17 protein-coding genes and 2 tRNA genes are annotated in these 20,415 nt (G+C 68.7%); 7 read left to right on the forward strand and 12 right to left on the reverse strand.

What is annotated here, in order from left to right; translation table 11 throughout:
• Positions 1-81 precede the first annotated feature (81 nt).
• On the forward strand, positions 82-1,053 hold the full coding sequence (locus PXH83_RS08425; RefSeq protein WP_274558407.1) for a hypothetical protein: 972 nt from the start codon (positions 82-84) through the stop codon (positions 1,051-1,053).
• Positions 1,054-1,131: 78 nt separating this feature from the next.
• Here the strand turns inward: PXH83_RS08425 and clpX are convergent, their stop codons facing one another.
• From clpX to PXH83_RS08450, 5 genes are all read right to left on the reverse strand, one after another.
• Complete coding sequence (gene clpX, locus PXH83_RS08430) at positions 1,132-2,424, reverse strand: ATP-dependent Clp protease ATP-binding subunit ClpX (RefSeq protein WP_274558409.1); 1,293 nt, start codon at positions 2,422-2,424, stop codon at positions 1,132-1,134.
• A 148-nt stretch (positions 2,425-2,572) separates the two neighbouring features.
• Positions 2,573-3,247 (reverse strand): ATP-dependent Clp protease proteolytic subunit, encoded by a 675-nt coding sequence (locus tag PXH83_RS08435; RefSeq protein ID WP_274558411.1) that lies wholly within the window; start codon positions 3,245-3,247, stop codon positions 2,573-2,575.
• Positions 3,248-3,290: 43 nt separating this feature from the next.
• Positions 3,291-3,908 (reverse strand): ATP-dependent Clp protease proteolytic subunit, encoded by a 618-nt coding sequence (locus PXH83_RS08440; RefSeq protein WP_374225069.1) that lies wholly within the window; start codon positions 3,906-3,908, stop codon positions 3,291-3,293.
• Between the two features lie 228 nt (positions 3,909-4,136).
• Positions 4,137-5,525, reverse strand: a complete 1,389-nt coding sequence (gene tig / locus PXH83_RS08445; RefSeq protein ID WP_274558414.1) for a trigger factor — start codon at positions 5,523-5,525, stop codon at positions 4,137-4,139.
• A gap of 186 nt (positions 5,526-5,711) precedes the next feature.
• A tRNA-Pro gene (locus tag PXH83_RS08450) sits at positions 5,712-5,788 on the reverse strand.
• A 139-nt stretch (positions 5,789-5,927) separates the two neighbouring features.
• Here PXH83_RS08450 and PXH83_RS08455 point away from each other — a divergent pair.
• Positions 5,928-6,001, forward strand: a tRNA-Gly gene (locus PXH83_RS08455).
• 95 nt (positions 6,002-6,096) lie between these two features.
• Here PXH83_RS08455 and PXH83_RS08460 read toward each other — a convergent pair.
• On the reverse strand, positions 6,097-6,291 hold the full coding sequence (locus PXH83_RS08460) for a hypothetical protein (protein ID WP_274558416.1): 195 nt from the start codon (positions 6,289-6,291) through the stop codon (positions 6,097-6,099).
• Positions 6,292-6,842: 551 nt separating this feature from the next.
• On the opposite strand from PXH83_RS08460, the gene PXH83_RS08465 reads away from it, so the two are divergent.
• Complete coding sequence (locus PXH83_RS08465) at positions 6,843-8,039, forward strand: acyltransferase family protein (protein ID WP_274558419.1); 1,197 nt, start codon at positions 6,843-6,845, stop codon at positions 8,037-8,039.
• On the opposite strand, the gene PXH83_RS08470 is transcribed toward PXH83_RS08465, so the two are convergent.
• Together PXH83_RS08470 and PXH83_RS08475 are read right to left on the reverse strand one after the other, a co-directional pair.
• Positions 8,036-8,479, reverse strand: a complete 444-nt coding sequence (locus tag PXH83_RS08470) for an HD domain-containing protein (protein WP_274558421.1) — start codon at positions 8,477-8,479, stop codon at positions 8,036-8,038. The two genes, PXH83_RS08465 and PXH83_RS08470, sit on opposite strands and share 4 nt — an antisense overlap.
• A gap of 83 nt (positions 8,480-8,562) precedes the next feature.
• A complete protein-coding gene (locus PXH83_RS08475; protein WP_274558423.1) occupies positions 8,563-9,708 on the reverse strand; it encodes a PP2C family protein-serine/threonine phosphatase in 1,146 nt (381 codons plus the stop codon).
• 106 nt (positions 9,709-9,814) lie between these two features.
• Between PXH83_RS08475 and PXH83_RS08480 the strand changes: the two genes are divergently transcribed.
• Complete coding sequence (locus PXH83_RS08480) at positions 9,815-11,047, forward strand: GNAT family N-acetyltransferase (RefSeq protein ID WP_274558425.1); 1,233 nt, start codon at positions 9,815-9,817, stop codon at positions 11,045-11,047.
• Positions 11,048-11,072: 25 nt separating this feature from the next.
• Here PXH83_RS08480 and PXH83_RS08485 read toward each other — a convergent pair whose 3' ends face one another.
• Entirely contained in the window at positions 11,073-11,882 is an 810-nt protein-coding gene (locus PXH83_RS08485; RefSeq protein ID WP_274558427.1) for an Fpg/Nei family DNA glycosylase, read from the reverse strand.
• 565 nt (positions 11,883-12,447) lie between these two features.
• Complete coding sequence (locus PXH83_RS08490; protein WP_274558430.1) at positions 12,448-12,936, reverse strand: ribose-5-phosphate isomerase; 489 nt, start codon at positions 12,934-12,936, stop codon at positions 12,448-12,450.
• Positions 12,937-13,164: 228 nt separating this feature from the next.
• On the opposite strand from PXH83_RS08490, the gene PXH83_RS08495 reads away from it, so the two are divergent.
• Positions 13,165-14,634, forward strand: a complete 1,470-nt coding sequence (locus PXH83_RS08495) for an amino acid permease (RefSeq protein ID WP_274558431.1) — start codon at positions 13,165-13,167, stop codon at positions 14,632-14,634.
• Here PXH83_RS08495 and PXH83_RS08500 read toward each other — a convergent pair.
• On the reverse strand, positions 14,598-16,946 hold the full coding sequence (locus tag PXH83_RS08500) for a serine/threonine-protein kinase (protein ID WP_420803131.1): 2,349 nt from the start codon (positions 16,944-16,946) through the stop codon (positions 14,598-14,600). The two genes, PXH83_RS08495 and PXH83_RS08500, sit on opposite strands and share 37 nt — an antisense overlap.
• A 257-nt stretch (positions 16,947-17,203) precedes the next feature.
• Between PXH83_RS08500 and PXH83_RS08505 the strand changes: the two genes are divergently transcribed.
• Positions 17,204-17,947 (forward strand): hypothetical protein, encoded by a 744-nt coding sequence (locus PXH83_RS08505; RefSeq protein ID WP_274558432.1) that lies wholly within the window; start codon positions 17,204-17,206, stop codon positions 17,945-17,947.
• 118 nt (positions 17,948-18,065) lie between these two features.
• Here the strand turns inward: PXH83_RS08505 and PXH83_RS08510 are convergent, their stop codons facing one another.
• Positions 18,066-18,668: a biotin transporter BioY gene (locus tag PXH83_RS08510; RefSeq protein WP_274558434.1), complete on the reverse strand. Its 603-nt coding sequence runs from the start codon at positions 18,666-18,668 to the stop codon at positions 18,066-18,068.
• Positions 18,669-18,997: 329 nt separating this feature from the next.
• Between PXH83_RS08510 and PXH83_RS08515 the strand changes: the two genes are divergently transcribed.
• Positions 18,998-20,371, forward strand: a complete 1,374-nt coding sequence (locus PXH83_RS08515; RefSeq protein ID WP_274558436.1) for an amino acid permease — start codon at positions 18,998-19,000, stop codon at positions 20,369-20,371.
• Positions 20,372-20,415 lie beyond the last annotated feature (44 nt).

Here is a 20,415-nt window from a genome sequence, read left to right on the forward strand (position 1 = left end):
GTGAGCCCCCCGCCGCCCCATGATGATGACGGTTCCGTCAGGATGTTCGGAACGCATAAGCATCTGGAGGGGAACCCAGTAATGAGTTACAACCAGCCGGGCCCGTACGGCGGGCAGCAGCCTCAGCAGCCCGGCCCCTACGGCCAGCAGCCGCCGCAGGGCCAGCCGAACCCGTACGGACAGCAGCCCCCGCAGGGCCAGCCCGGCTACGGCTACCCGCAGCAGGCCCCGCCGCCCCAGGGCTACGGCTACCCCCAGCAGGCCCAGCAGCCGCCCTACGGCCACCCCCAACAGCCGGGCCCCTACGGCCAGCAGCCCCAGTACCCGGGCGGCATGGTCCCGCCCCCGCCGGGCGCGCCGAAGAAGAAGACGGGCCTGATCGTGGGCGCGGTGATTGTGGCGCTGGCGGTTGTGGGTGGCGGTATCTGGTACTTCACCGCAGGTGCCGGCGGTTCCGACCTCGCGGACGACGGCCCGCACAAGCTGACGACACCGGCGACGGTGCTCGGCGGCGAGTACAAGCGCCTGGGCAAGGGGTCCGGCGAGTCCGAGACGACCCCGAAGGACGAGAAAGAACTCGCCGCCCTGGGGATCAAGAACGGGCACCCCACCGGGGCCAGTTACTCGACCACGGACTTGAGCAAGTTCGACCCCACTGACCCCACAGCGCTCGAGGACATGAAGACGGCCAAGTCCCTGAACGTCTTCGGGACCTGGGGCGAGATCAGCGACCCCGAGAACACCCTGGACCTCCAATTCGCCAAGATGAAGGAAGAGTCCCAGAAGAACGCCGGGAAGCCGAACGCCACCAAGCTGATCGGTGACCCCGAGGAAGTCTCCCCGGACGGCTTCGACAGCGGCATCATGAAGTGCCAGAACTTCGAGGGCAAGGACGCCGCCACCGGGCAGAACCGGACGAGCGTGATGTGCCTCTGGGCCGACTACAGCACATTCGCGCTGGTCATGGCCGACGACAGGGCGAAGCCCCCGACGATGGACGAAACGGCCGATCTCGCCGCCAAGCTCCGGTCGGAAATCCGCGTCGCGCAGTAGCGGCCAACCCCAACGCAAAGGGGCGCCCCGCCAGTTGGACCGGCAGGGCGCCCCTTCGGCGTTCGTACGTCGCGACCGCTACGCGCTCTTCTCGTGGCGGCCGTCGTTCTTGACGATCCGCGGCTCGCGCGGCACCAGCGTCGGGTTCACGTTGTTGTGGACCACGTCCGCCGTGATGACGACACGCGCCACGTCCTTGCGGGACGGGACCTCGTACATCACCGACATCAGGACCTCCTCCATGATCGCGCGCAAGCCCCGCGCGCCCGTCTGGCGGAGGATCGCCTGGTCCGCGATCGCTTCCAGCGCCTCGCGCTCGAACTCCAGCTCCACGCCGTCGAGTTCGAAGAGGCGCTCGTACTGCTTCACCAGCGCGTTGCGCGGCTCGATCAGGATCTGGAGGAGCGCTTCGCGGTCGAGGTTGTGGACCGAGGTCAGCACCGGGAGGCGGCCGATGAACTCGGGGATCATCCCGAACTTCACCAGGTCCTCGGGCATGACCTCCTGGAACTGGTCGCTCGCCGCGATCTCCCGCTTGGAGCGGATCGTCGCGCCGAAGCCGATTCCCTTCGCTCCCGCACGCGACTCGATGATCTTCTCCAGACCGGAGAACGCACCGCCCACGATGAACAGCACGTTCGTCGTGTCGATCTGGATGAACTCCTGGTGCGGGTGCTTGCGGCCGCCCTGCGGCGGGACCGACGCCGTCGTGCCCTCAAGGATCTTCAGGAGGGCTTGCTGTACGCCCTCGCCGGAGACGTCTCGCGTGATCGATGGGTTCTCGCTCTTGCGGGCGACCTTGTCGATCTCGTCGATGTAGATGATCCCGGTCTCGGCCTTCTTGACGTCGTAGTCGGCGGCCTGGATCAGTTTCAGGAGGATGTTCTCCACGTCCTCGCCGACATAACCCGCCTCCGTCAGCGCCGTCGCATCGGCGATGGCGAACGGGACGTTGAGCATCCGGGCGAGCGTCTGGGCCAGCAGCGTCTTGCCGGAGCCCGTGGGACCCAGCAGGAGGATGTTGGACTTGGCCAGTTCGATCGCGTCGTCGCGGCCCGCGCCGCTGCCGTTCTCGCCGGCCTGGACGCGCTTGTAGTGGTTGTACACCGCTACCGAGAGGGCCTTCTTGGCCGGCTCCTGGCCGACTACGTACCCCTCGAGGAATTCGTAGATCTCCCGCGGCTTGGGAAGTTCCTCCCACCGCACCTCGGAGGTCTCTGCGAGCTCCTCCTCGATGATCTCGTTGCAGAGGTCGATGCACTCGTCGCAGATGTACACACCGGGACCTGCGATGAGCTTCTTCACCTGCTTCTGGCTCTTCCCGCAGAACGAGCACTTGAGCAGGTCGCCGCCATCACCGATGCGTGCCACGAGGTGCTTCCCCTTCGCCTGGGAGACGCCACGTTCAGCGTCTCCTGGTGCCTCATATCCGACGGTACCTTGCCTGGCCCCCCGTTCGGGCCCCCCTTGGCACGGTTCACATTGACGTGCTCTGTGCCAAGGGGCGGGCTGTCATGCGTCAGACGGCCATGGCCGGCACGTTCTTGCGCGTGGACACGATCTGGTCGATCAGGCCGTACGCGAGAGAGTCTTCGGCGGTCAGGATCTTGTCGCGCTCGATGTCGTCGCGGATCTTCTCGATCGGCGTCGTGGAGTGCTTCGCCAGCATGTCCTCCAGCTGCGAGCGCATCCGGAGGATCTCCTGGGCCGCGATCTCCAGGTCGGAGAGCTGCTCGCGGCCGGTCTGCGAGGACGGCTGGTGGATCAGCACACGCGCGTTGGGGAGTGCCATGCGCTTGCCCGGCGTACCGGCGGCGAGCAGGACGGCCGCGGCGGAGGCCGCCTGGCCCATGCAGACCGTCTGGATGTCCGGCTTCACGAACTGCATCGTGTCGTAGATGGCCGTGAGGGCCGTGAACGAGCCGCCGGGGCTGTTGATGTAGATCGAGATGTCGCGGTCCGGGTCCATCGACTCCAGGCACAGCAGCTGCGCCATGACGTCGTTGGCGGAGGCGTCGTCGATCTGCACGCCGAGGAAGATCACGCGCTCCTCGAAGAGCTTCGCGTACGGGTCGTACTCACGCACGCCCTGCGACGTGCGCTCTACGAAGCGCGGGACGATGTAGCGGTTGTCCACCTGCGGGCCGGTGTAGAGGCCGTTCGCGGAGTAATTGTTCATGTGGGTGTTCACCATCCTGGTGGCGTTCGGTGGGCTGGGGGAGGCTCGGCTGCGGGGATCAGGCCCCGGTGCCGCCGCCGCCCGGAACGCCCGAGGCAGTGGCCATGATCGAGTCGATGAGGCCGTACTCGACGGCCTCCTCCGCGGTGTACCAGCGGTCGCGGTCACCGTCACGGATGATCGTCTCGACGGTCTGGCCGGAGTGCCTGGCGGTGATCTCGGCCATGCGCTTCTTCGTACGGAGCAGCTGCTCGGCCTGGATCTTGATGTCGGAGGCGGTACCGCCGAGGCCGGCCGAGCCCTGGTGCATCAGGATGTCGGTGTTGGGGAGCGCGAAGCGCTTGCCCGCGGTGCCACCGGTCAGCAGGAACTGGCCCATCGAGGCCGCCATGCCCATGCCGATGGTGACGACGTCGTTCGGGATGTACTGCATGGTGTCGTAGACCGCCATGCCCGCCGTCACCGAGCCACCGGGGCTGTTGATGTACAGGAAGATGTCCTTGTCCGGATCCGCGGCAAGGAGCAGCAGCTGCGCGGTGATCTTGTTGGCGATGTCATCGTCGACCTGCTGGCCGAGAAAGATGATCCGCTCGCCGAGCAGCCGGTTGTAGACCTGGTCGCCGAGGCCTCCACCGATGGACGGCTCACCCGCGGCGTAGGGCATCAGATTCGTCACGTTTACACCTGCTCGTCTCTGACGGCTCCGGCCGTCTCAGCGTCTTTGTACCGGAGGGCGGGGACTCCCCACTCTCCTCTTCATGGACCCTAACGCGCAGGTGGGACAACGCCATCCCGGTTCCCGAACTGTTCGCTGGGAGCGCAAGGTACGGGCCCGTACCCACGTACGACAACGGGCCCGGACGCGTGACGCGTCCGGGCCCGTTGCAGGAGATCAGGCTGAAGCTCAGGCCTTGTCCTCGGAGGGCTTGTCCTCGCCCTCGGCGGCGGCCTCGACCGTCTCGACGGCGGTCTCGGCCTCTTCCTCGTCCTCGAGCTCGACGGGCTCACCGTTGGTGTCGACGACCTTGGCGGCCTCGACGACCACCGCGAGCGCCTTGCCGCGGGCGACCTCGCCGACGAGCATCGGCACCTGGCCACCCTCGACGACGGCCTGGGCGAACTGGTCGGGGCTCATGCCGGAGGACTGCGCACGCCGCATGAGGTGCTCGGTGAGCTCCTCCTGGTTGACGTTCAGCTTCTCCTTGTTGACGAGCTCATCGAGGATGAACTGCGTCTTGATGCCCTTGACGGCCTGCTCGCCGAGCTCGGCGTCGAACTCCTCGGCCGTCTTGCCCTGGATTTCGAGGTACTTCTCGATGTCCAGGCCCATCTGGCCGAGCTGGTGGTGCTCCAGGTTGTGCTTGCGGGTCTTGACCTCGTCCGCGAGAAGCTTCTCGGGGATCGGGACCTCGACCAGCTCGAGCAGCTTGTCGAGGACACGCTCCTGAGCCTGCGTGGCCTGCTCGTACTGCTTCATGTTCTCGAGGCGCTTGCGGCTGTCGGCCTTGAGCTCGTCCAGCGTGTCGAACTCGCTCGCCATCTGCGCGAAGTCGTCGTCCAGCTCGGGCAGCTCACGGGCGGCGACCGCGGTGACCTTGACGGTGACCTCGGCTTCCTTGCCCTCGGCGCTGCCGCCCTTGAGCGAGGAGGTGAAGGTGGTCTCGCCACCGGCCTCCAGGCCGGTCACGGCCTCGTCGATGCCGTCGAGAAGTTCGCCGGAACCGATGGTGTACGAAACACCCTCGGCGACGCCGTCCTCGAGGACCTCGCCCTCGACCTTGGCCTCGAGGTCGATCGTCACGACGTCGCCCTCGGCGGCGGCACGCTCGACCGGGTTCGTGGAAGCGAAGCGCGCGCGCAGCTCCTCCACGGCCTTGTCGACGTCCTCGTCGGTGACCTCGACCGCGTCGACCTCGACCTCGATGCCGGAGTAGTCCGGGATCTCGATCGTCGGGCGGATGTCCACCTCGGCGGTGAACGACAGCAGCTCGCCGTCCTTCAGCTCGGTGATGTCGACGTCGGGCTGGCCGAGAACGTTCAGCTCACCCTCGCTGACAGCCTCGGTGTAGAACTTCGGAAGGGCGTCGTTGACGGCCTCCTCCAGCACAGCACCACGGCCGAACCGCTGGTCGATGACTCGGTTCGGGATCTTGCCCTTGCGGAAGCCCTTCACCGTGACCTGCTGGTTGATCTTCTTGTACGCCGCGTCGAGGCTGTCCTTGAGCTCCTCGAAGGGCACCTCAATGCTGAGCCGAACCCGGGTCGGGTTCAGGGTCTCCACGGCGCTCTTCACGGTTCGGTCTCCTTGGGGGCTGACATCTGGGGTTCTGCTGGGCCGCGCGGGAGGCGGCTTCGCCGATCGGGCCCGGCACATCAGACACACGGGCACGCAGATTGCATAGTAACGGCAAGGAGGAAGACTCCCACAACGCGATCATGAATCGGGATCGGGCGGGATCAGGCAAGATCGTGCTGGTAATGGTCGGGGTGGCCGGATTCGAACCGACGACCTTCCGCTCCCAAAGCGGACGCGCTACCAAGCTGCGCCACACCCCGTCGGTGCGACACGTAGGGTACATGCCCGCAGAGAGTGCGGCCGCAGGTTTACCGAGGGCGTTACGGGTGTGCGTCGGCGGCCCCGGACCCGCTACGATGCTTCTCGTGCCGCGGTCACCTGACCTGCGGTGCGACATGTGCGGGCGTAGCTCAATGGTAGAGCCCTAGTCTTCCAAACTAGCTACGCGGGTTCGATTCCCGTCGCCCGCTCCACGGCCTCCGGCCCGGCTCGGTGATTACGTCACCAGGCCGGGCCGGAGGTTTTTTGCGGTCTGGAAGCTTCGGAAGCCCTGGAAGCTGCTCAAGCGCTAGAAGCTGATCTGGTTGATGGTGTCCGCTATCGAGTCCAGAAAGCGATTGATCGACGGCGCCATCCCGGTGGACGCGAGGAAGAAGCCGAAGAGCACGGCCACCACCGCTGGTCCCGCCTTGATCGAGCCCCCTCGGATCAACACCACGAGGACGATCGCCAACAGAAGCACCGCAGACAGTGAAATGGCCACAACTGATCACACCCTTGGTCGGTCCGCCTTGCCGGCCCGGGAGCGAACGACCCGGCGCACTCCCGCAGGCACCATCGTGCCACCAACTCACCAGTGGTGGCTGCCGGGTGACGGAACGTCCGTGGCCGGTTCGCGCCGCAGCGGCCCCCGGAGCGCACAACCCGGCGCGGGAGCCGCACATACGCGCGGCTAAATCGCCACCGGAGCGCCACCTGGGCGCCGCTGAATTGATCCGCCGCGCGCGGGAGTTAATACGTCGTGATCGTTTCCGGTCCCACACATATTGTTCGCAGGAAATTCGAATAGCCGGGGAGCGCACATCCGATGGGGTCGATATGGGCCCAATGAACAGGACATATCACCAGAGTCGCCCGATGGCGGTATGCACCATTTAAGTGGGATGAATTGGGCCATACGAGGGCGAACATGTGAGTCACGTCATAAGAGCGCATCACTATGTCGACTTCCCGTGAGCGGGGCACCCGAGCGAATAGGAGATGGTCGAGAACGACGTTTTACGAAATCCATCGGGCGACGCTAAGGTGCCTCAGATGTTTCACGCTCCGCACGGATATCAGAGGGCCCCGCTCCCCCCGGCCCGGGAGTTGGAGCCCGAAGCCCCCCCTGCACGGACCGGCGAGTCCACCCCGCGGTCCGGGGCCGAAGCTGCTGCCGCATCCTCCGCTCCGGCAGCGAAGCAGCGCGACGCCTTCTTCGACAACGCCAAGTACCTGGCCATCGTTTTCGTGGCGATGGCGCACATGTGGGAACCGGTGATGGACGGCAGCCGTGCCACCCGGGCGCTCTACATCGTGGTCTACAGCTTCCACATGCCGGCGTTCATCATCATCTCCGGCTACTTCTCGCGCGGCTTCGACATGAGCCCCAAGAAGATCCAGCGCCTGGTGACGGGCGTCGCCGTACCGTACGTAATCTTCGAGACCGCCTACACCTTCTTCAAGCGGTGGGCCGACGACCCGGACCAGTCGATCAGTCTGCTCGACCCCTGGTACCTGACCTGGTTCCTGATCGCCCTGTTCTGCTGGCGGATCACCACCCCGCTGTGGCGCGTGATCAGGTACCCGCTGCCGGTCGCGCTCGGTATCGCCGTGCTCGCCTCCGTGACCCCCAACATCGGAGACGACCTCAACCTCCAGCGCGTACTGCAGTTCCTGCCGTACTTCGTGCTGGGTCTGCTGCTCAAGCCGGAGCACTTCCAGATGGTGCGGCGCCGCGAGGTCAGGCTGCTGGCGATCCCCGTCGTCCTGTGCACGCTGGTATTCGCCTACTGGGCGGCCCCGCGGGTCGGGCTCGGGTGGTTCTACCACAGCAGCGCCTCACAGCAGATCGGCGCACCCTGGTGGGCCGGGGTCGTCATGACCTTCGCCCTCTTCGGCTGCTCGCTGGTGCTGACCGCCTGCTTCCTGTCCTGGGTCCCGCGCCGCAAGATGTGGTTCACGGTGCTCGGCGCCGGCACCCTCGGCGGCTATCTGCTGCACGGCTTCCTGGTGAAGGGCGCCAGTTACGCGGAACTCTTCGAGACCTACCCGTCGCTCTCGACCCCGCTCGGTGAGATCTTCGTGACGGTCGCGATGGCCGTCGCGGTCACGCTGCTGTGCACCCCGCCGGTGCGGCGGCTGTTCCGCTTCGCGATGGAGCCGGAAATGAACTGGGCCTTCCGCCGCGACGCGGTCGAGGTCGCCAGGCAGCGCGAGCGCCGGCCCCAGCCGGCCGGGAAAACCTCCTAGGCCAGCCCCAGGAGGCGGCGTACCTCTGCATATTTGAGCGTGAGCCGGGCCCTGGTCGCCTCGTCGAGTACGGCGAGACGGCCGGGGTCCGCGTTGTGTGCGAGGTCCGCCTCCTTCACCAGCAGCGCGCCGGGGGTCGCGAGGATGCGGGCCGTGTACGTACGCAGGTCCTCCCCCGGGCGCTTGGTGACGGCCAGCACCATGTCCTTCACGGACTGCGGAAGTCCGGCCTGATCCAGCCAGGCGCGGGACAGCGCGTCGTCCTCCACCGAGTCGTGCAGCCAGCCCGCCGCGATCTGCTCGTCGGTGCCGCCCCGGGCCCGTACCCCCTCGGCGACCGCCTGAAGGTGCTCGGTGTACGGGCGCCCCGCCTTGTCGGTCTGCGCGGCATGGGCCTCTCGGGCGATGGCTTCGACCTCGGCCAGGCTCAGATGCGTCATGGGTGCAGTCAAGCACCCCGTCATGCGGCGGTGGCGGCCGCGGCGAAGGCGGGCGGGTCCCCGGGCCCAAACACCGCGCCCTACTACGCCTCGTGGCAGATCAGCAGCAGCGCCCGGTCGTCGTTCACGTCCTTTGCCACTGCTTCGATCAGGTGCCATGCCGCGCCGCCGAAGCCTGAGACGACGTACCTGTCCGCCTCGCCCGTCAGGCGGTCTATGCCTTCCGCAATGTCCCGGCCCGACGTCTCCACCAGGCCGTCCGTGAAGAGCATCAGTACGTCGCCGGGGCGCAATGAGCCTTTTACCGGGTCGAATTGTGCGCCGTCGTACACGCCCAGCAGCGGGCCCTCGCCCGACTTCTCCTCCCAGCGGCCGTTGCCCGCGTGGAGTTGGAGCGCGGGCAGGTGGCCTGCCGAGAAGAGTTCGTAGTCGCCGGAGTCCAGGTCCAGGACCAGGTGAATGGATGTCGCGAAGCCCTCGTCCCAGTTCTGGCGGAGGAGGTACGCGTTCGCCGCCGGGAGGAAGGCGTGCGGTGGCAGGGAGCCCAGCAGTCCGCCGAAAGCGCCCGACAGGAGCAGGGCGCGTGAGCCCGCGTCCATGCCCTTGCCCGAGACGTCGGTCAGGACCACTTCCAGCGTGCGGTCGCCGTTCGTGCGCGCCGCGACCACGAAGTCGCCGGAGAAGGACTGGCCGCCCGCCGGCCGCAGCGCCATCTCGCGGTGCCAGTTCTTGGGTAGGCGCGGCAGCGCGCTCTGGACCCGGATGCGTTCGCGCAGGTCGAAGAGCATCGTGCCGCCGCGCCGCCAGGGGACGCCGACCCGTGCCCTGAACTGGGCGATCACCAGGCCGAAGAAGCCGCACGCCGCGACCGTCAGGACCGTGCCGGGGGTGACCGTCGCCGGACCCTGCGTGTACGGGCCCAGCACGATCGACTCGACGATCAGTGCGGTGGCAGCCGCGGCGTAGAGCCCGAGCAGGCTCGCCGGACGCAGCAGCAGGCCACCCGCGACGATCGGGAGGACGAGGGCGGACGGCGCGCACCACACGGGCGTCGCGATGGTGCCGCAGGCGATCGCCGGGACGGTGAGCAGCAGGCCCGCCAGTGCGATCCAGTCGGACCCGTCGCCCCGGAAATAGTCGACGCCGGATTTGCGCAGCGCGATGCGGGCCCGGTGCGCCGACTTGCGCGTCCGGGCCGTGTACGAATCTGCTCCTACTCCACGTGCCATTGCGGTGGACCCTATCCATCCTCGTCGCTGCTCCGCAGGGGGACCCCTGTGACATTGTGTTCGAAATTGAGTCGCCCGATTGCCGGGGGCCTGGTAGGCATGGCATATGACCACCGAACTGCGCGTGTTGCGGCCCGGCGAATGGGACGACTGGTTCGAGGCGGTGGAACTCGCTTTCGGGGGCGTAGCGGCGAGTCCGGAGGAGCGTGAGCTCGACCGGGCTGTGACCGAACCGGACCGGAGCCTGGCGGTCTGTGACGGGGATCAGTACGTCGGTACGGCGACGGCCTTCTCCTTCCGGCTGTCCGTGCCGGGCGGCGCCGTCGTGCCGGCCGCCGGCGTAAGCATGGTGAGCGTCGCCACGACGCACCGGCGGCGCGGGATCCTCACCGCGATGATGCGGCGTCAGCTTGACGACGTACGGGCAGGGGGCGAGCCGCTCGCGCTGCTGACCGCGTCGGAGCCGGCGATCTACGGACGATTCGGTTACGGCGCCGCGACGCAGCAGATGTCGGCGGAGATCGACACCGCGCGGGTACAGCTCGCAGTGCCTGCCGGGACGGACGACGTACGGCTCCGGTTCGCGAAACCGGCGGATGCGCGGGACGTGTGCGAGGCCTTGTACGCACAACAGGTCGCGGGCCGGCCGGGAATGCTCGCGCGCAGGCCGCACTGGGAGGGCGTGCCGCTGCTCGACCCGGTGAGCGAGCGCGAGGGCGCTTCGCCGCTGCGGTGCGTGCTGGCCGACCTGGACGGGGAGACGGTGGGATACGCCCGGTTCCATGTCAAGCCGGAGTGGGACGCGGCAGGGGCGAAGGGCACGGTCGTGCTGCGCGACCTGGAGGCGGTCGACCCGACGGCGTACGCGGCGCTGTGGCGCTTCCTCTTCGACATCGACCTGACGTCGCGAATCCGGGCGCGCAACAGGCCCGTTGACGACCCCTGGCAGCACCTCGTCTCGGACATCCGGCGCTGCGACGTACGGCTGCGGGATTCGCTGTATGTGCGGCTGGTGGATGTCGGGGCGGCGCTGGAGGCGCGTACGTATCAGGCTCCTGTGGATGTGGTGTTCGAGGTCGCGGACGCGTTCTGCCCCTGGAACGAGGGGCGTTGGCGGCTGAGGTGCGACGACAAGGGCGGCGCGTCGTGCAAGCGTACGCACGAGGCGGCGGATCTCGCGCTGTCCGTACGGGAGTTGGGCGCGGCGTATCTCGGTGGCGTCAGCCTGGCCGCGCTGGCGGGGGCGGGACGGGTGCGGGAGCTGCGGCCGGGGGCGTTGGGGGAGGCGTCGGTGGCGTTCGGGACGGCGGTCGCCCCCTTCCTGCCCCACGGCTTCTGAGCGCAGGCGCTGCGCGCCCGGCCCGTCAGCGGTGCTGGCAGACCGGGCACCAGAAGAGGTTGCGGGCGGCGAGACCGGCGGTGCGGATCTCGCCGCCACAGATGTGGCAGGGCAGGTTGGCCCTGCGGTAGACGTAGACCTCGCCGCCGTGGTCGTCGACGCGGGGCGGGCGGCCCATCTCTTCCGGGGTGTGTTCGGGGCGGACCGTATCGATCCGGTTGTTGCGTACGCCCTCCCGCATGAGGTCCGCGAGATCCGCCCACATCGCGTCCCACTCGCGGCGGGTGAGGTCCTTGCCCGCGCGGTACGGGTCGATGCCGTGCCGGAAGAGGACTTCGGCGCGGTAGACGTTGCCGACGCCCGCGATGATCTTCTGGTCCATGAGCAGGGCGGCGATCGTGGTGCGGCTCTTCGAGATCCGCCGCCACGCCTTGTCCGGGTCGTCGCCGTTGCGCAGCGGGTCCGGTCCGAGGCGGTCGTGTATCGCGCGCTTCTCGGGCTCGGTGATCAGGGCGCAGGTGGTGGGGCCGCGCAGATCGGCGTAGTGGTCGTCGTTGACGAGGCGCAGGCGGACGGTGTCGGTGGGCGGGGGCGCCGGAGTCGTACCGAAGCCGAGCTTGCCGAAGAGGCCGAGGTGGATGTGGATCCAGTCGGCGTCGTCGAAGCCGAGGAAGAGATGCTTGCCGTGGGCGTCGACGCCGTCGAGGACCTGGCCGTCCAGGAGGGCCGCGCTGTCGGAGAACTTGCCCTGCGGGCTGCTCACGCGCACGGGCCACCCGGCGAAGCGCGCCTGGTGGTCCTCGGCGAGGCGGTGGATGGTGTGCCCCTCGGGCATGGTCCGGTCTCCTGCGGGTTGCGTGTCCGGGTGTGCGGCGCGGTGCGGTGATTTTCTCCCCTGGCACTTCCCGAAACTGGGGGCAGGCCCCCAGACCCCCGGGGTGCGGTACGGCCCCGGGCGGTGCGCCGGCTGCGCCTCGCGGGAACATGCTCCCCCAGGTGCGCCGGATCCGCGGGAGGTTCTCGCGCCGCAGATCCGCCACCGGCTTCGCAGCGCGGGATGAGCCCAGTGGCGCTTCGTGGACCGCGCTGCGGGAGGGGACGTGCAGGGGCGCTCCCCGCAGGGTGTCGAACACAGCGTGGGCGGCGTACACATGCGACCCCCCGCCCGTTCGGCACCCGAGGAGACGCCCCAGCACGGCACCGACCCCGAAGCCACCGCACCACGCCCCGCCCAGCAGCCCAACGGACGGAGTCCGGCGCAGCCGCACGAAGCCCGAGAGGCCCGCAGGGGCCGAACGGCGCAAGCGCGGCATCCCAAAGGGGTCGCCCCAGCGCGGCACCGACCCCAAAGCCACCGCACCACGCCCCACCCGACGGACGGGGACGGAGTCCGGCCTTGCTTACGGCTGCTGCGGGTGGTGAGAGGGGATCGGCGGGAGGGTGCCGGTCCGTTCGTACGCTGCCAGCATGTCGATGCGGCGCTGGTGGCGCTCTTCGTTGGAGTACGGAGTGGCGAGGAAGATCTCCACGAACTTCGTGGCCTCCTCCTCCGTGTGCATCCGGCCACCGATGGAGATGACGTTCGCGTCGTTGTGCTCCCGGCCGAGCGCGGCCGTCTGCTCGCTCCAGGCCAACGCCGCCCGTACGCCCTTGACCTTGTTCGCGGCGATCTGCTCGCCGTTGCCCGAGCCACCGATCACGATGCCGAGGCTGTCCGGGTCCGCCGCCGTCTTCTCCGCGGCGCGCAGGCAGAACGGCGGGTAGTCGTCCACGGCGTCGTAGATGTGGGGGCCACAGTCGACGGGCTCGTGGCCGTGGGCCTTCAGCCACTCGACGAGGTGGTTCTTGAGTTCGTATCCGGCATGGTCGGAACCGAGGTACACGCGCATGGGACGAGTGTGGCACGGGGGAGGCCCGGCCGCCGTCGCCGGGGTCCGGTCCGCGTCACGTTCGGAGTCGGGTTCGCCGCCGGTTCGGCGCCCGGTTCCGCGTCGCCGCCGCACTCACGAATTCGCTCGCTGTACAACGATCCGGAGTCGGCTCTTCCGTCCAGAGACATGTCGCGTTTGAATGCCTGGGCTCGTGACCCGAGTGACCCAAGAACCTAAGGATTGTGCATGAACGCGCAGCCGACCCTTGCGAAGGCAGGCGAGAACCCCGTAGGACCCGGGGATTCGCAGCCCTCCGACGGTCTCCAGGCCGGTCTGAAAAACCGCCATTTGTCCATGATCGCCATCGGCGGCGTCATCGGCGCCGGCCTCTTCGTCGGATCGAGCGGCGGCATCGCAGCCGCCGGTCCCGCGATCCTGCTGTCGTACGCACTCGTCGGCGCGCTGGTCGTCTTCGTGATGCGGATGCTCGGCGAGATGTCCGCGGCGAACCCGACGTCCGGGTCCTTCTCGGCGTACGCGGACCGCGCGCTCGGGCGCTGGGCCGGGTTCTCGATCGGCTGGCTCTACTGGTTCTTCTGGGTCGTGGTGCTGGCGGTCGAGGCGACCGCGGGCGCGAAGATCCTGGAGGGCTGGATACCGGCCGTACCGCAGTGGGGCTGGGCGCTGATCGTGATGGTCGTACTGACCGCCACGAACCTCGCTTCGGTCGCGTCGTACGGCGAGTTCGAGTTCTGGTTCGCCGGGATCAAGGTCGTCGCGATCGGCGGCTTCGTCATCATCGGTCTGCTCGCGGTCTTCGGCGTGCTGCCGGGCTCGGACAACCCGGGGGCGGGCTTCGCGCATCTGACGGACAGCGGCGGATTCTTCCCCGAGGGGCCGGGCGCGATCCTTACCGGCGTACTGATGGTCGTCTTCTCCTTCATGGGCAGCGAGATCGTCACACTGGCGGCCGGTGAGTCGGCGGACCCGCAGCGGGCCGTGACCAAGGCGACCAACAGCGTGATCTGGCGTATCGGTGTCTTCTACCTCGGTTCGATCTTCGTCGTGCTGACGCTGCTGCCGTGGAACGACAAGTCGATCGTCAAGGACGGCTCGTACGTCGCCGCGCTGAACTCGATCGGTATCCCGCACGCGGGTCAGATCATGAACGTCATCGTGCTGACGGCGGTTCTGTCGTGCCTGAACTCCGGCCTCTACACGGCCTCGCGCATGGCGTTCTCGCTCGGCAGGCGCGGTGACGCGCCGAAGGCGTTCGCCCGTACGAACGCGCAGGGCGTCCCGCGCGCCGCGATCCTCTCGTCGGTCGCCTTCGGCTTCGTCGCCGTCTTCTTCAACTACAAGTGGCCGGACACGGTGTTCGCGTTCCTGCTGAACTCGTCGGGTGCGGTGGCGCTGTTCGTGTGGCTGGTCATCTGCTTCACGCAGCTGCGGATGCGCGGGATCATCCTGCGCGAGGCCCCCGAGAAGCTCATCGTGAAGATGTGGCTCTTCCCGTATCTGACGTGGGCGACGGCCGGTGTGATCACATTCGTGATCGTCTACATGGCGTACGACGACGCTGCGCGCGAGCAGGTGCTGCTGTCGCTGCTGGTCGCGGCGCTGGTGGTCGGTATCGCCCTGGTCCGCGAGAAGCTCCGCCGGGGCAAGGAGCGGCAGGATCAGAGTGGCGTGAAGGATTCGGCCACCGTGTCGTAAATACGCAGGGCTTCGGTCCGGGTGCCGGCGGCGTACCAGATGTTGAGCTGGTACGACTTGCCGCCGGCATTGAAGCCGAGCTGACGGGCCCGCCAGGGCTCGCCGCCCTGCGTGAACAGGTACTCCCAGACGATGGCGGGCCGCTGCTGGAAGGTGGTGCGCTCCAGGCGCAGCTTGCTGTAGCCGGGGACGTCCTGGGAGTCCCGTTCGAACTGCTGCCATTGGGCGAGGAGATCGCCGCCGCGTACGAGTGCGTACGAGGCGGCGATTTCTTGTTGTCCGGCGGGCGAGTGGTAGTGGACGTTGGACGGGGTCTTGGCGCTACGGGTCCACGCCTTGGGCGGCGCCCAGGCGAACCCGGTCTCGCTGCGGGTGCCGGGCGGCGCGGTGGGGGGCCGGGAAGTCCCGGCGACGGTGGGGGCGGAGGTCGAGGCCGGGGTGGGCGTACGTGTCGTAGTCCCGACCGGCTCGCCGACGGGGTCGCGGGCGGTCAGGACCATGACGGTGGCGACGACCGCAGCGGCTGCGAGTACGGCCGCGACGAGTGCGTGGCTCGTGGGCTTACGGAAGCGGGGCGGGCGCGGGACGGCCGGGGAGGCCGGGGTAGCGGTGGCCTCGGCGGCGTTACGGCTCCCCGCAGGCGTACGCCCCGAATCCGCGCCCGGCACGGGCCGCCCGGCGGCCGGGCCGGCGGCGGACACCCCGGCGGGCTGCGCAGCCCGCCCCCAGGACGGCACACCCCCACCGCCACCCAACGGCCCACACCCGGCAGCCACCGGGTTCCCGTCGCGCCCCTCAGCGCCCAGGGCGTCGGGAGCCTGCGGAGGCGGAGGCCCAACTGCCGGCGGGCGCGCGAGGGGGTGCCGCCCGAGGGGCTCCGCTGGGCGGCGCGACGGCGGCTCCGGAGGCTCCACCAGACCAGGCGGCGGCGAATCAAGGGGCTCCACCAAGCCACGCGGCGGCCCCCCAGGGAGCTCCGCCAAGCCGGGCGGCGGAATCTCAGGGACCTCTGCAACACCGCGCGGCGGCGCCTGCGGAGTCTCAGCCACGCCATGCGGCAGCCCTCCAGGGAGCTCCGCCAAGCCGCGCGGCAGACTCTCAGGAGTCACCGCCAGGCCGCGCGACGGCACCTCAGGAGCCTCCGCGAGACCGCGCCGCGACGTCTCCAAGGTCTCCGACGGGCGGCGCAGCGGAGACTCAGGGACCCCTGCCACACCACGTGGCGGCGCCTGCGGAGTCTCAGCCACGCCATGCGGCAGCCCCTCAGGGAGCTCCGCCAAGCCGGGCGGCGGAATCTCAGGGAACTCTGCAACACCGCGCGGCGGCGCCTGCGGAGTCTCCGCCACGCCATGCGGCAGCCCTCCAGGGAGCTCGGCCAGGCCACGCGGCGGCGAATGCAGGGGCTCCACCACGCCACGCGGCGTCTCCGGGGCCTCGGCCACGCCGCGCGGCAGCCTCTCCGGTGCCTCCGCCACGCCACGCAGCGGCCCCTCCGGGGGCTCCGCCCCGCCACGCCCCGGCGCGTCCGCAGGGCTGGTCATCGCCTCGGCCGACTCGACCGCCTCCAGCGCCGCGTGCAAGGCGTTCAAGTCCGGGCGCAGTGCCGGGTCCTTGGCCAGTAGCGCTGCCAGCACCGGGGACAACTGGCCCGCTTCTGGCGGGAGTACGGGCTCCTCGTACAGCACGGCGTGCAGCGTTGCCAGGGTCGTCGGGCGGGCGAAGGGGGAATGGCCTGCCACCGCCGCGCACAGCGTCGCGCCCAGGGACCACAGGTCCGACGGCGGGCCCTGGGGGCGGCCGCCCACCCGCTCGGGGGCCATGTAGTCGGGTGAGCCGACCAGCATCCCCGCCATCGTCAGCGCCTTCGTGTCCTGGATCGCCGCGATGCCGAAGTCCGTCAGGACCACCCTGCCGGCCCGGCCCGGCCTGTCCGCCCGGCCGAGCAGGACGTTGCCGGGCTTGATGTCGCGGTGCAGGACTCCTACCGCGTGGACTTCTCTCAGCGCCGCGACCAGGCCCAGGCCGATTCTCGCCGCCTCCTGCGGGCGCAACGGGCCTTCCTCTGCCAGGGTTTGTTCCAGCGAGCGCGAGTCGACGAGCTCCATCACGATCCACAGGCGGTCGTTCACCTCCGCCACGTCGTACACCCTGACCACATTGGGATGGTCGATCCTGGCAGTCGCGCGCGCCTCGCGCAGTGTGCGTTCGCGGCGGATCCTGCTGTCCTCCGCGTCGAGGCCGTCCATCCGCATTTCCTTTACGGCGACACGGCGGTCCAGGATTTCGTCGAACGCACGCCACACACGCCCCATTCCCCCCTGGCCTATTGTTTCGCCCAGGCGATAACGCCCGGCGACCAATAACCCCGGGGCGCCCGGCATTCCCGGCTGCACCGGCTTTCCCGGTGACCCGGACTTCCTCGATATTCCCGGCATTGGCGTCCTCCCCCTCAGCACCCGCTGCGGCCAGGACAGAAGCGTGAACTTCCCACTATCACAGCATAGTTGCGTGAAATCTTGTGGTACCTCTTCAAGTAGCGAAACGCCCTGCACGGCGAGGGGGATGGGAAATGCACGTATCGAAGACCAAAACCGCTGGATCATTGACGGCGACCGCCATGGCGGCCGTTCTGTTTCTGCCGTTCAGCGCTTCGGCCGCGGACGAACCCGCGCCCGGCAGCAGCAAAGGGGGAAAGCCAGGTCCGGCAGCCGCTGCCGAAGCCGACGTGAAGGTCACCACCGAGCTGCCCGAACGCATCACGGTCGACAACACGTCGGAGAAGACCGAGCTGTCCGCGAAGGTGCTCAACCGGGGGACGAAGGACACCGGTCCGATCACCATGGCCGTCGTCGGCTTCGACGGTATGCGAATAACCGCCGTTGAGGGCTGTTCACCGATTCCCGGGAACCGGCTGCCCAAGGGTTCCAACAGCGGTTTCGCCTGCGTCATCGACAACGTCGCGGCGGGCAAGGACCGTTCGTACGCCGTCACCGCGACCTTCGACCTCCAGAAGACCGGCAAGATCTGCCTGCCCGTGACGAAGGGAACCAGCGAGAAGCTGCTGTGGCAGCAGGGGCCCGTCGCCTTCGGCGCGTCCCACCCGACACCGAATGCCCCCGACACCCCGCTCCTCCTCGGCACCGACAACACGCCGTTCGGTCCCGCCGGCCGGTCGTCCGAGCCCGCCGAGGACCTGCCGTCGACCGGCCCGTACGACGGCACGCTGCCGCTCGGCCTGGCCGGGGTACTGCTGCTCGCCGCGGGCGGCGCCGGGGCGTGGTGGTCGACTCGCAGCCGAGCCGACGCCAAGTAGAAGACACCAGATAGAAGACGCCGAGCAGAGACGCCCAAGCAGAAGAGGCCAAGCAGAACGCGCGAAGGCCCGCGCCTGCCTTGCAGGTGCGGGCCTTTCGTCGTGCTTACGGCCGGGCTCAGCCTCGGTCGCCCACCAGCTTCCACGCCGCCGGCAGCGCCCCCATCGCCAGCGCCGCCTTCAGCGCGTCGCCGATCAGGAACGGGACCAGGCCGGCCGCCACCGCCGCGCTCAGCGACATGCCGGTCGACAGCGCCAGGTACGGCACGCCCACGGCGTAGATGACCGCCGAGCCCAGCACCATCGTCCCGGCCGTGCGAAGCACCGAGCGGTCGCCGCCGCGGCGGGCCAGCGCACCGACCACCGTGGCGGCCAGCAGCATGCCGAGGATGTAGCCGAAGGACGCACCGCCCGCGCCCGACGTGCCGCCCGCGAACCACGGCATCCCGGCCATGCCGATCACGGCGTACAGCGCGAGGGAGAGGAAGCCGCGGCGGGCGCCGACGGCCGTGCCGACCAGCAGGGCCGCGAAGGTCTGGCCGGTGACCGGAACCGGGGAGCCGGGGACGGGTACCGCGATCTGGGCCGCTATGCCGGTGAGCGCCGCGCCGCCGAGCACCAGGGCCGCGTCGCGGGCGAAGGCACGCGTGGCGGTGGAGGCGGAAGGCAGCAGGTCGGCGAGGACCGCTCCGGAACGGACGGGGGCGGCAGCAGTGCTCATCGGGACTCCGCAGGTTGCAGGTTCGGTGGAGGAAGGAACGACTGGACTGGACTGGACTGGACTGGAGGTGGAAGCAGGGAAGAACACCGTGACGTTAGCTCAGGAGTCAACGCGCGATCACCATCAGCCGCCGACAAAGCGGCGGTTGACCGTTTGGTGGGGTTCACACAAAGAGGCAGAAGTAATCCTGGGAATGCGTGATACGCGTCACTGAGGTCACAGGAGTGCGCGGCCATTTTGCGGAGAAGGGCCATGCTCGGCGAGACTGTGGGGCCCTCACAAATGATCCGCATAAATGATCCGCTGAAGTTCCTAGAGTTGCGAGCAGCATGCACGACGATCCGGCCGAGCCCCTTGCCCATGGGCTGAAGCGGCGACACCTCACCATGCTCGGCCTCGGCGGAGTGATCGGTGCCGGGCTTTTCGTCGGCTCGGGTGCCGGTATCGCGGTCGCAGGACCCGGCATTGTCATCTCGTATCTGATCGCGGGCGCACTCGCGATGCTGGTGATGCGGATGCTCGGCGAGATGTCCGCCGCCATGCCCGCGTCCGGTTCCTTCTCGGTGCACGCCGAACGTGCGCTCGGGCGCTGGGCCGGGTTCAGCGTCGGCTGGCTGTACTGGTTCCTGCTCGTCGTGGTGCTCGCCGTGGAGGCGACCGCCGCCGCGCAGATCGCGCACGGCTGGGTGCCCGATATCGCGCAGTGGACCTGGGTGCTGATCTTCATGGTGGTCTTCACCGGCGCCAACCTCGCCGCCGTGAAGAACTTCGGTGAATTCGAGTTCTGGTTCGCCGCCCTCAAGGTCGGCGCGATTGTGCTGTTCCTCGGGCTGGGGCTGCTGGCCGTCTTCGGGGTGCTGCCCGACACCTCCCCGGTCGGTTTCACCAACCTCACCGGCGAGGGCGGCTTCCTCCCCAACGGCTGGGAAGGCGTCGTCTCCGGCGTACTCACCGTCGTCTTCGCCTTCGGCGGCCTGGAGGTCGTCACGATTGCCGCCGCCGAGACCGACGATCCGGCCCGCAACGTCGCCCGCGCGGTGCGCGCCGCGGTGTGGCGCATCCTCTTCTTCTATATCGGGTCGATGCTGGTCATCGTGACCGTGCTGCCCTGGACCGCGCAGAAGGCGGGATTCAGTCCGTACGTCGCCGTGCTGGACGCCATCGGCATCCCGTCCGCCGGGCAGATCATGAACATCGTGGTGTTCGTGGCGCTGCTGTCCGCGCTCAACGCCAATCTGTACGGGTCCTCGCGCATGGTCTTCTCGCTGGCCGAGCGCGGCGAGGCGCCGAAGGGCCTGCTCAAGGTGTCGGGCGGCGAGGGCGGCGGCGTACCGCGCCGTGCGGTGCTCGCCTCCGTGGCCTTCGGGTTCGTCTCCGTACTCCTCAATCTCAAGTGGCCCGACAGCGTCTTCCTCTACATGCTCAACGCCGTCGGCGCGGTGCTGCTGTTCGTGTGGGGCCTGATCGTCGCCTCGCAGTTGCGCCTGCGGCGGCGCATCGAGCGCGAGTCGCCGGAGCTACTGGTGCTGAAGATGTGGGGCTTCCCCTGGCTGAGCTGGGTCACGCTGGCCGGGCTCGTCGGCGTACTGCTGCTGATGCTCACCGATGATGCTGCGCGGCCTCAGTTGCTGTGGTCGGCGGCGGCCACCGGCGCGGTGCTGCTGGTGGCAGTCGTGAGGGAATGGTGTTCGAAGCGTGCGTGATCGCTCACTATGTGTGAACGTAGTGTCCGTATAGCGGTCAGGTG

The organism is Streptomyces spiramyceticus (genome assembly GCF_028807635.1).
Classification (GTDB): Bacteria; Actinomycetota; Actinomycetes; order Streptomycetales; family Streptomycetaceae; genus Streptomyces; species Streptomyces spiramyceticus.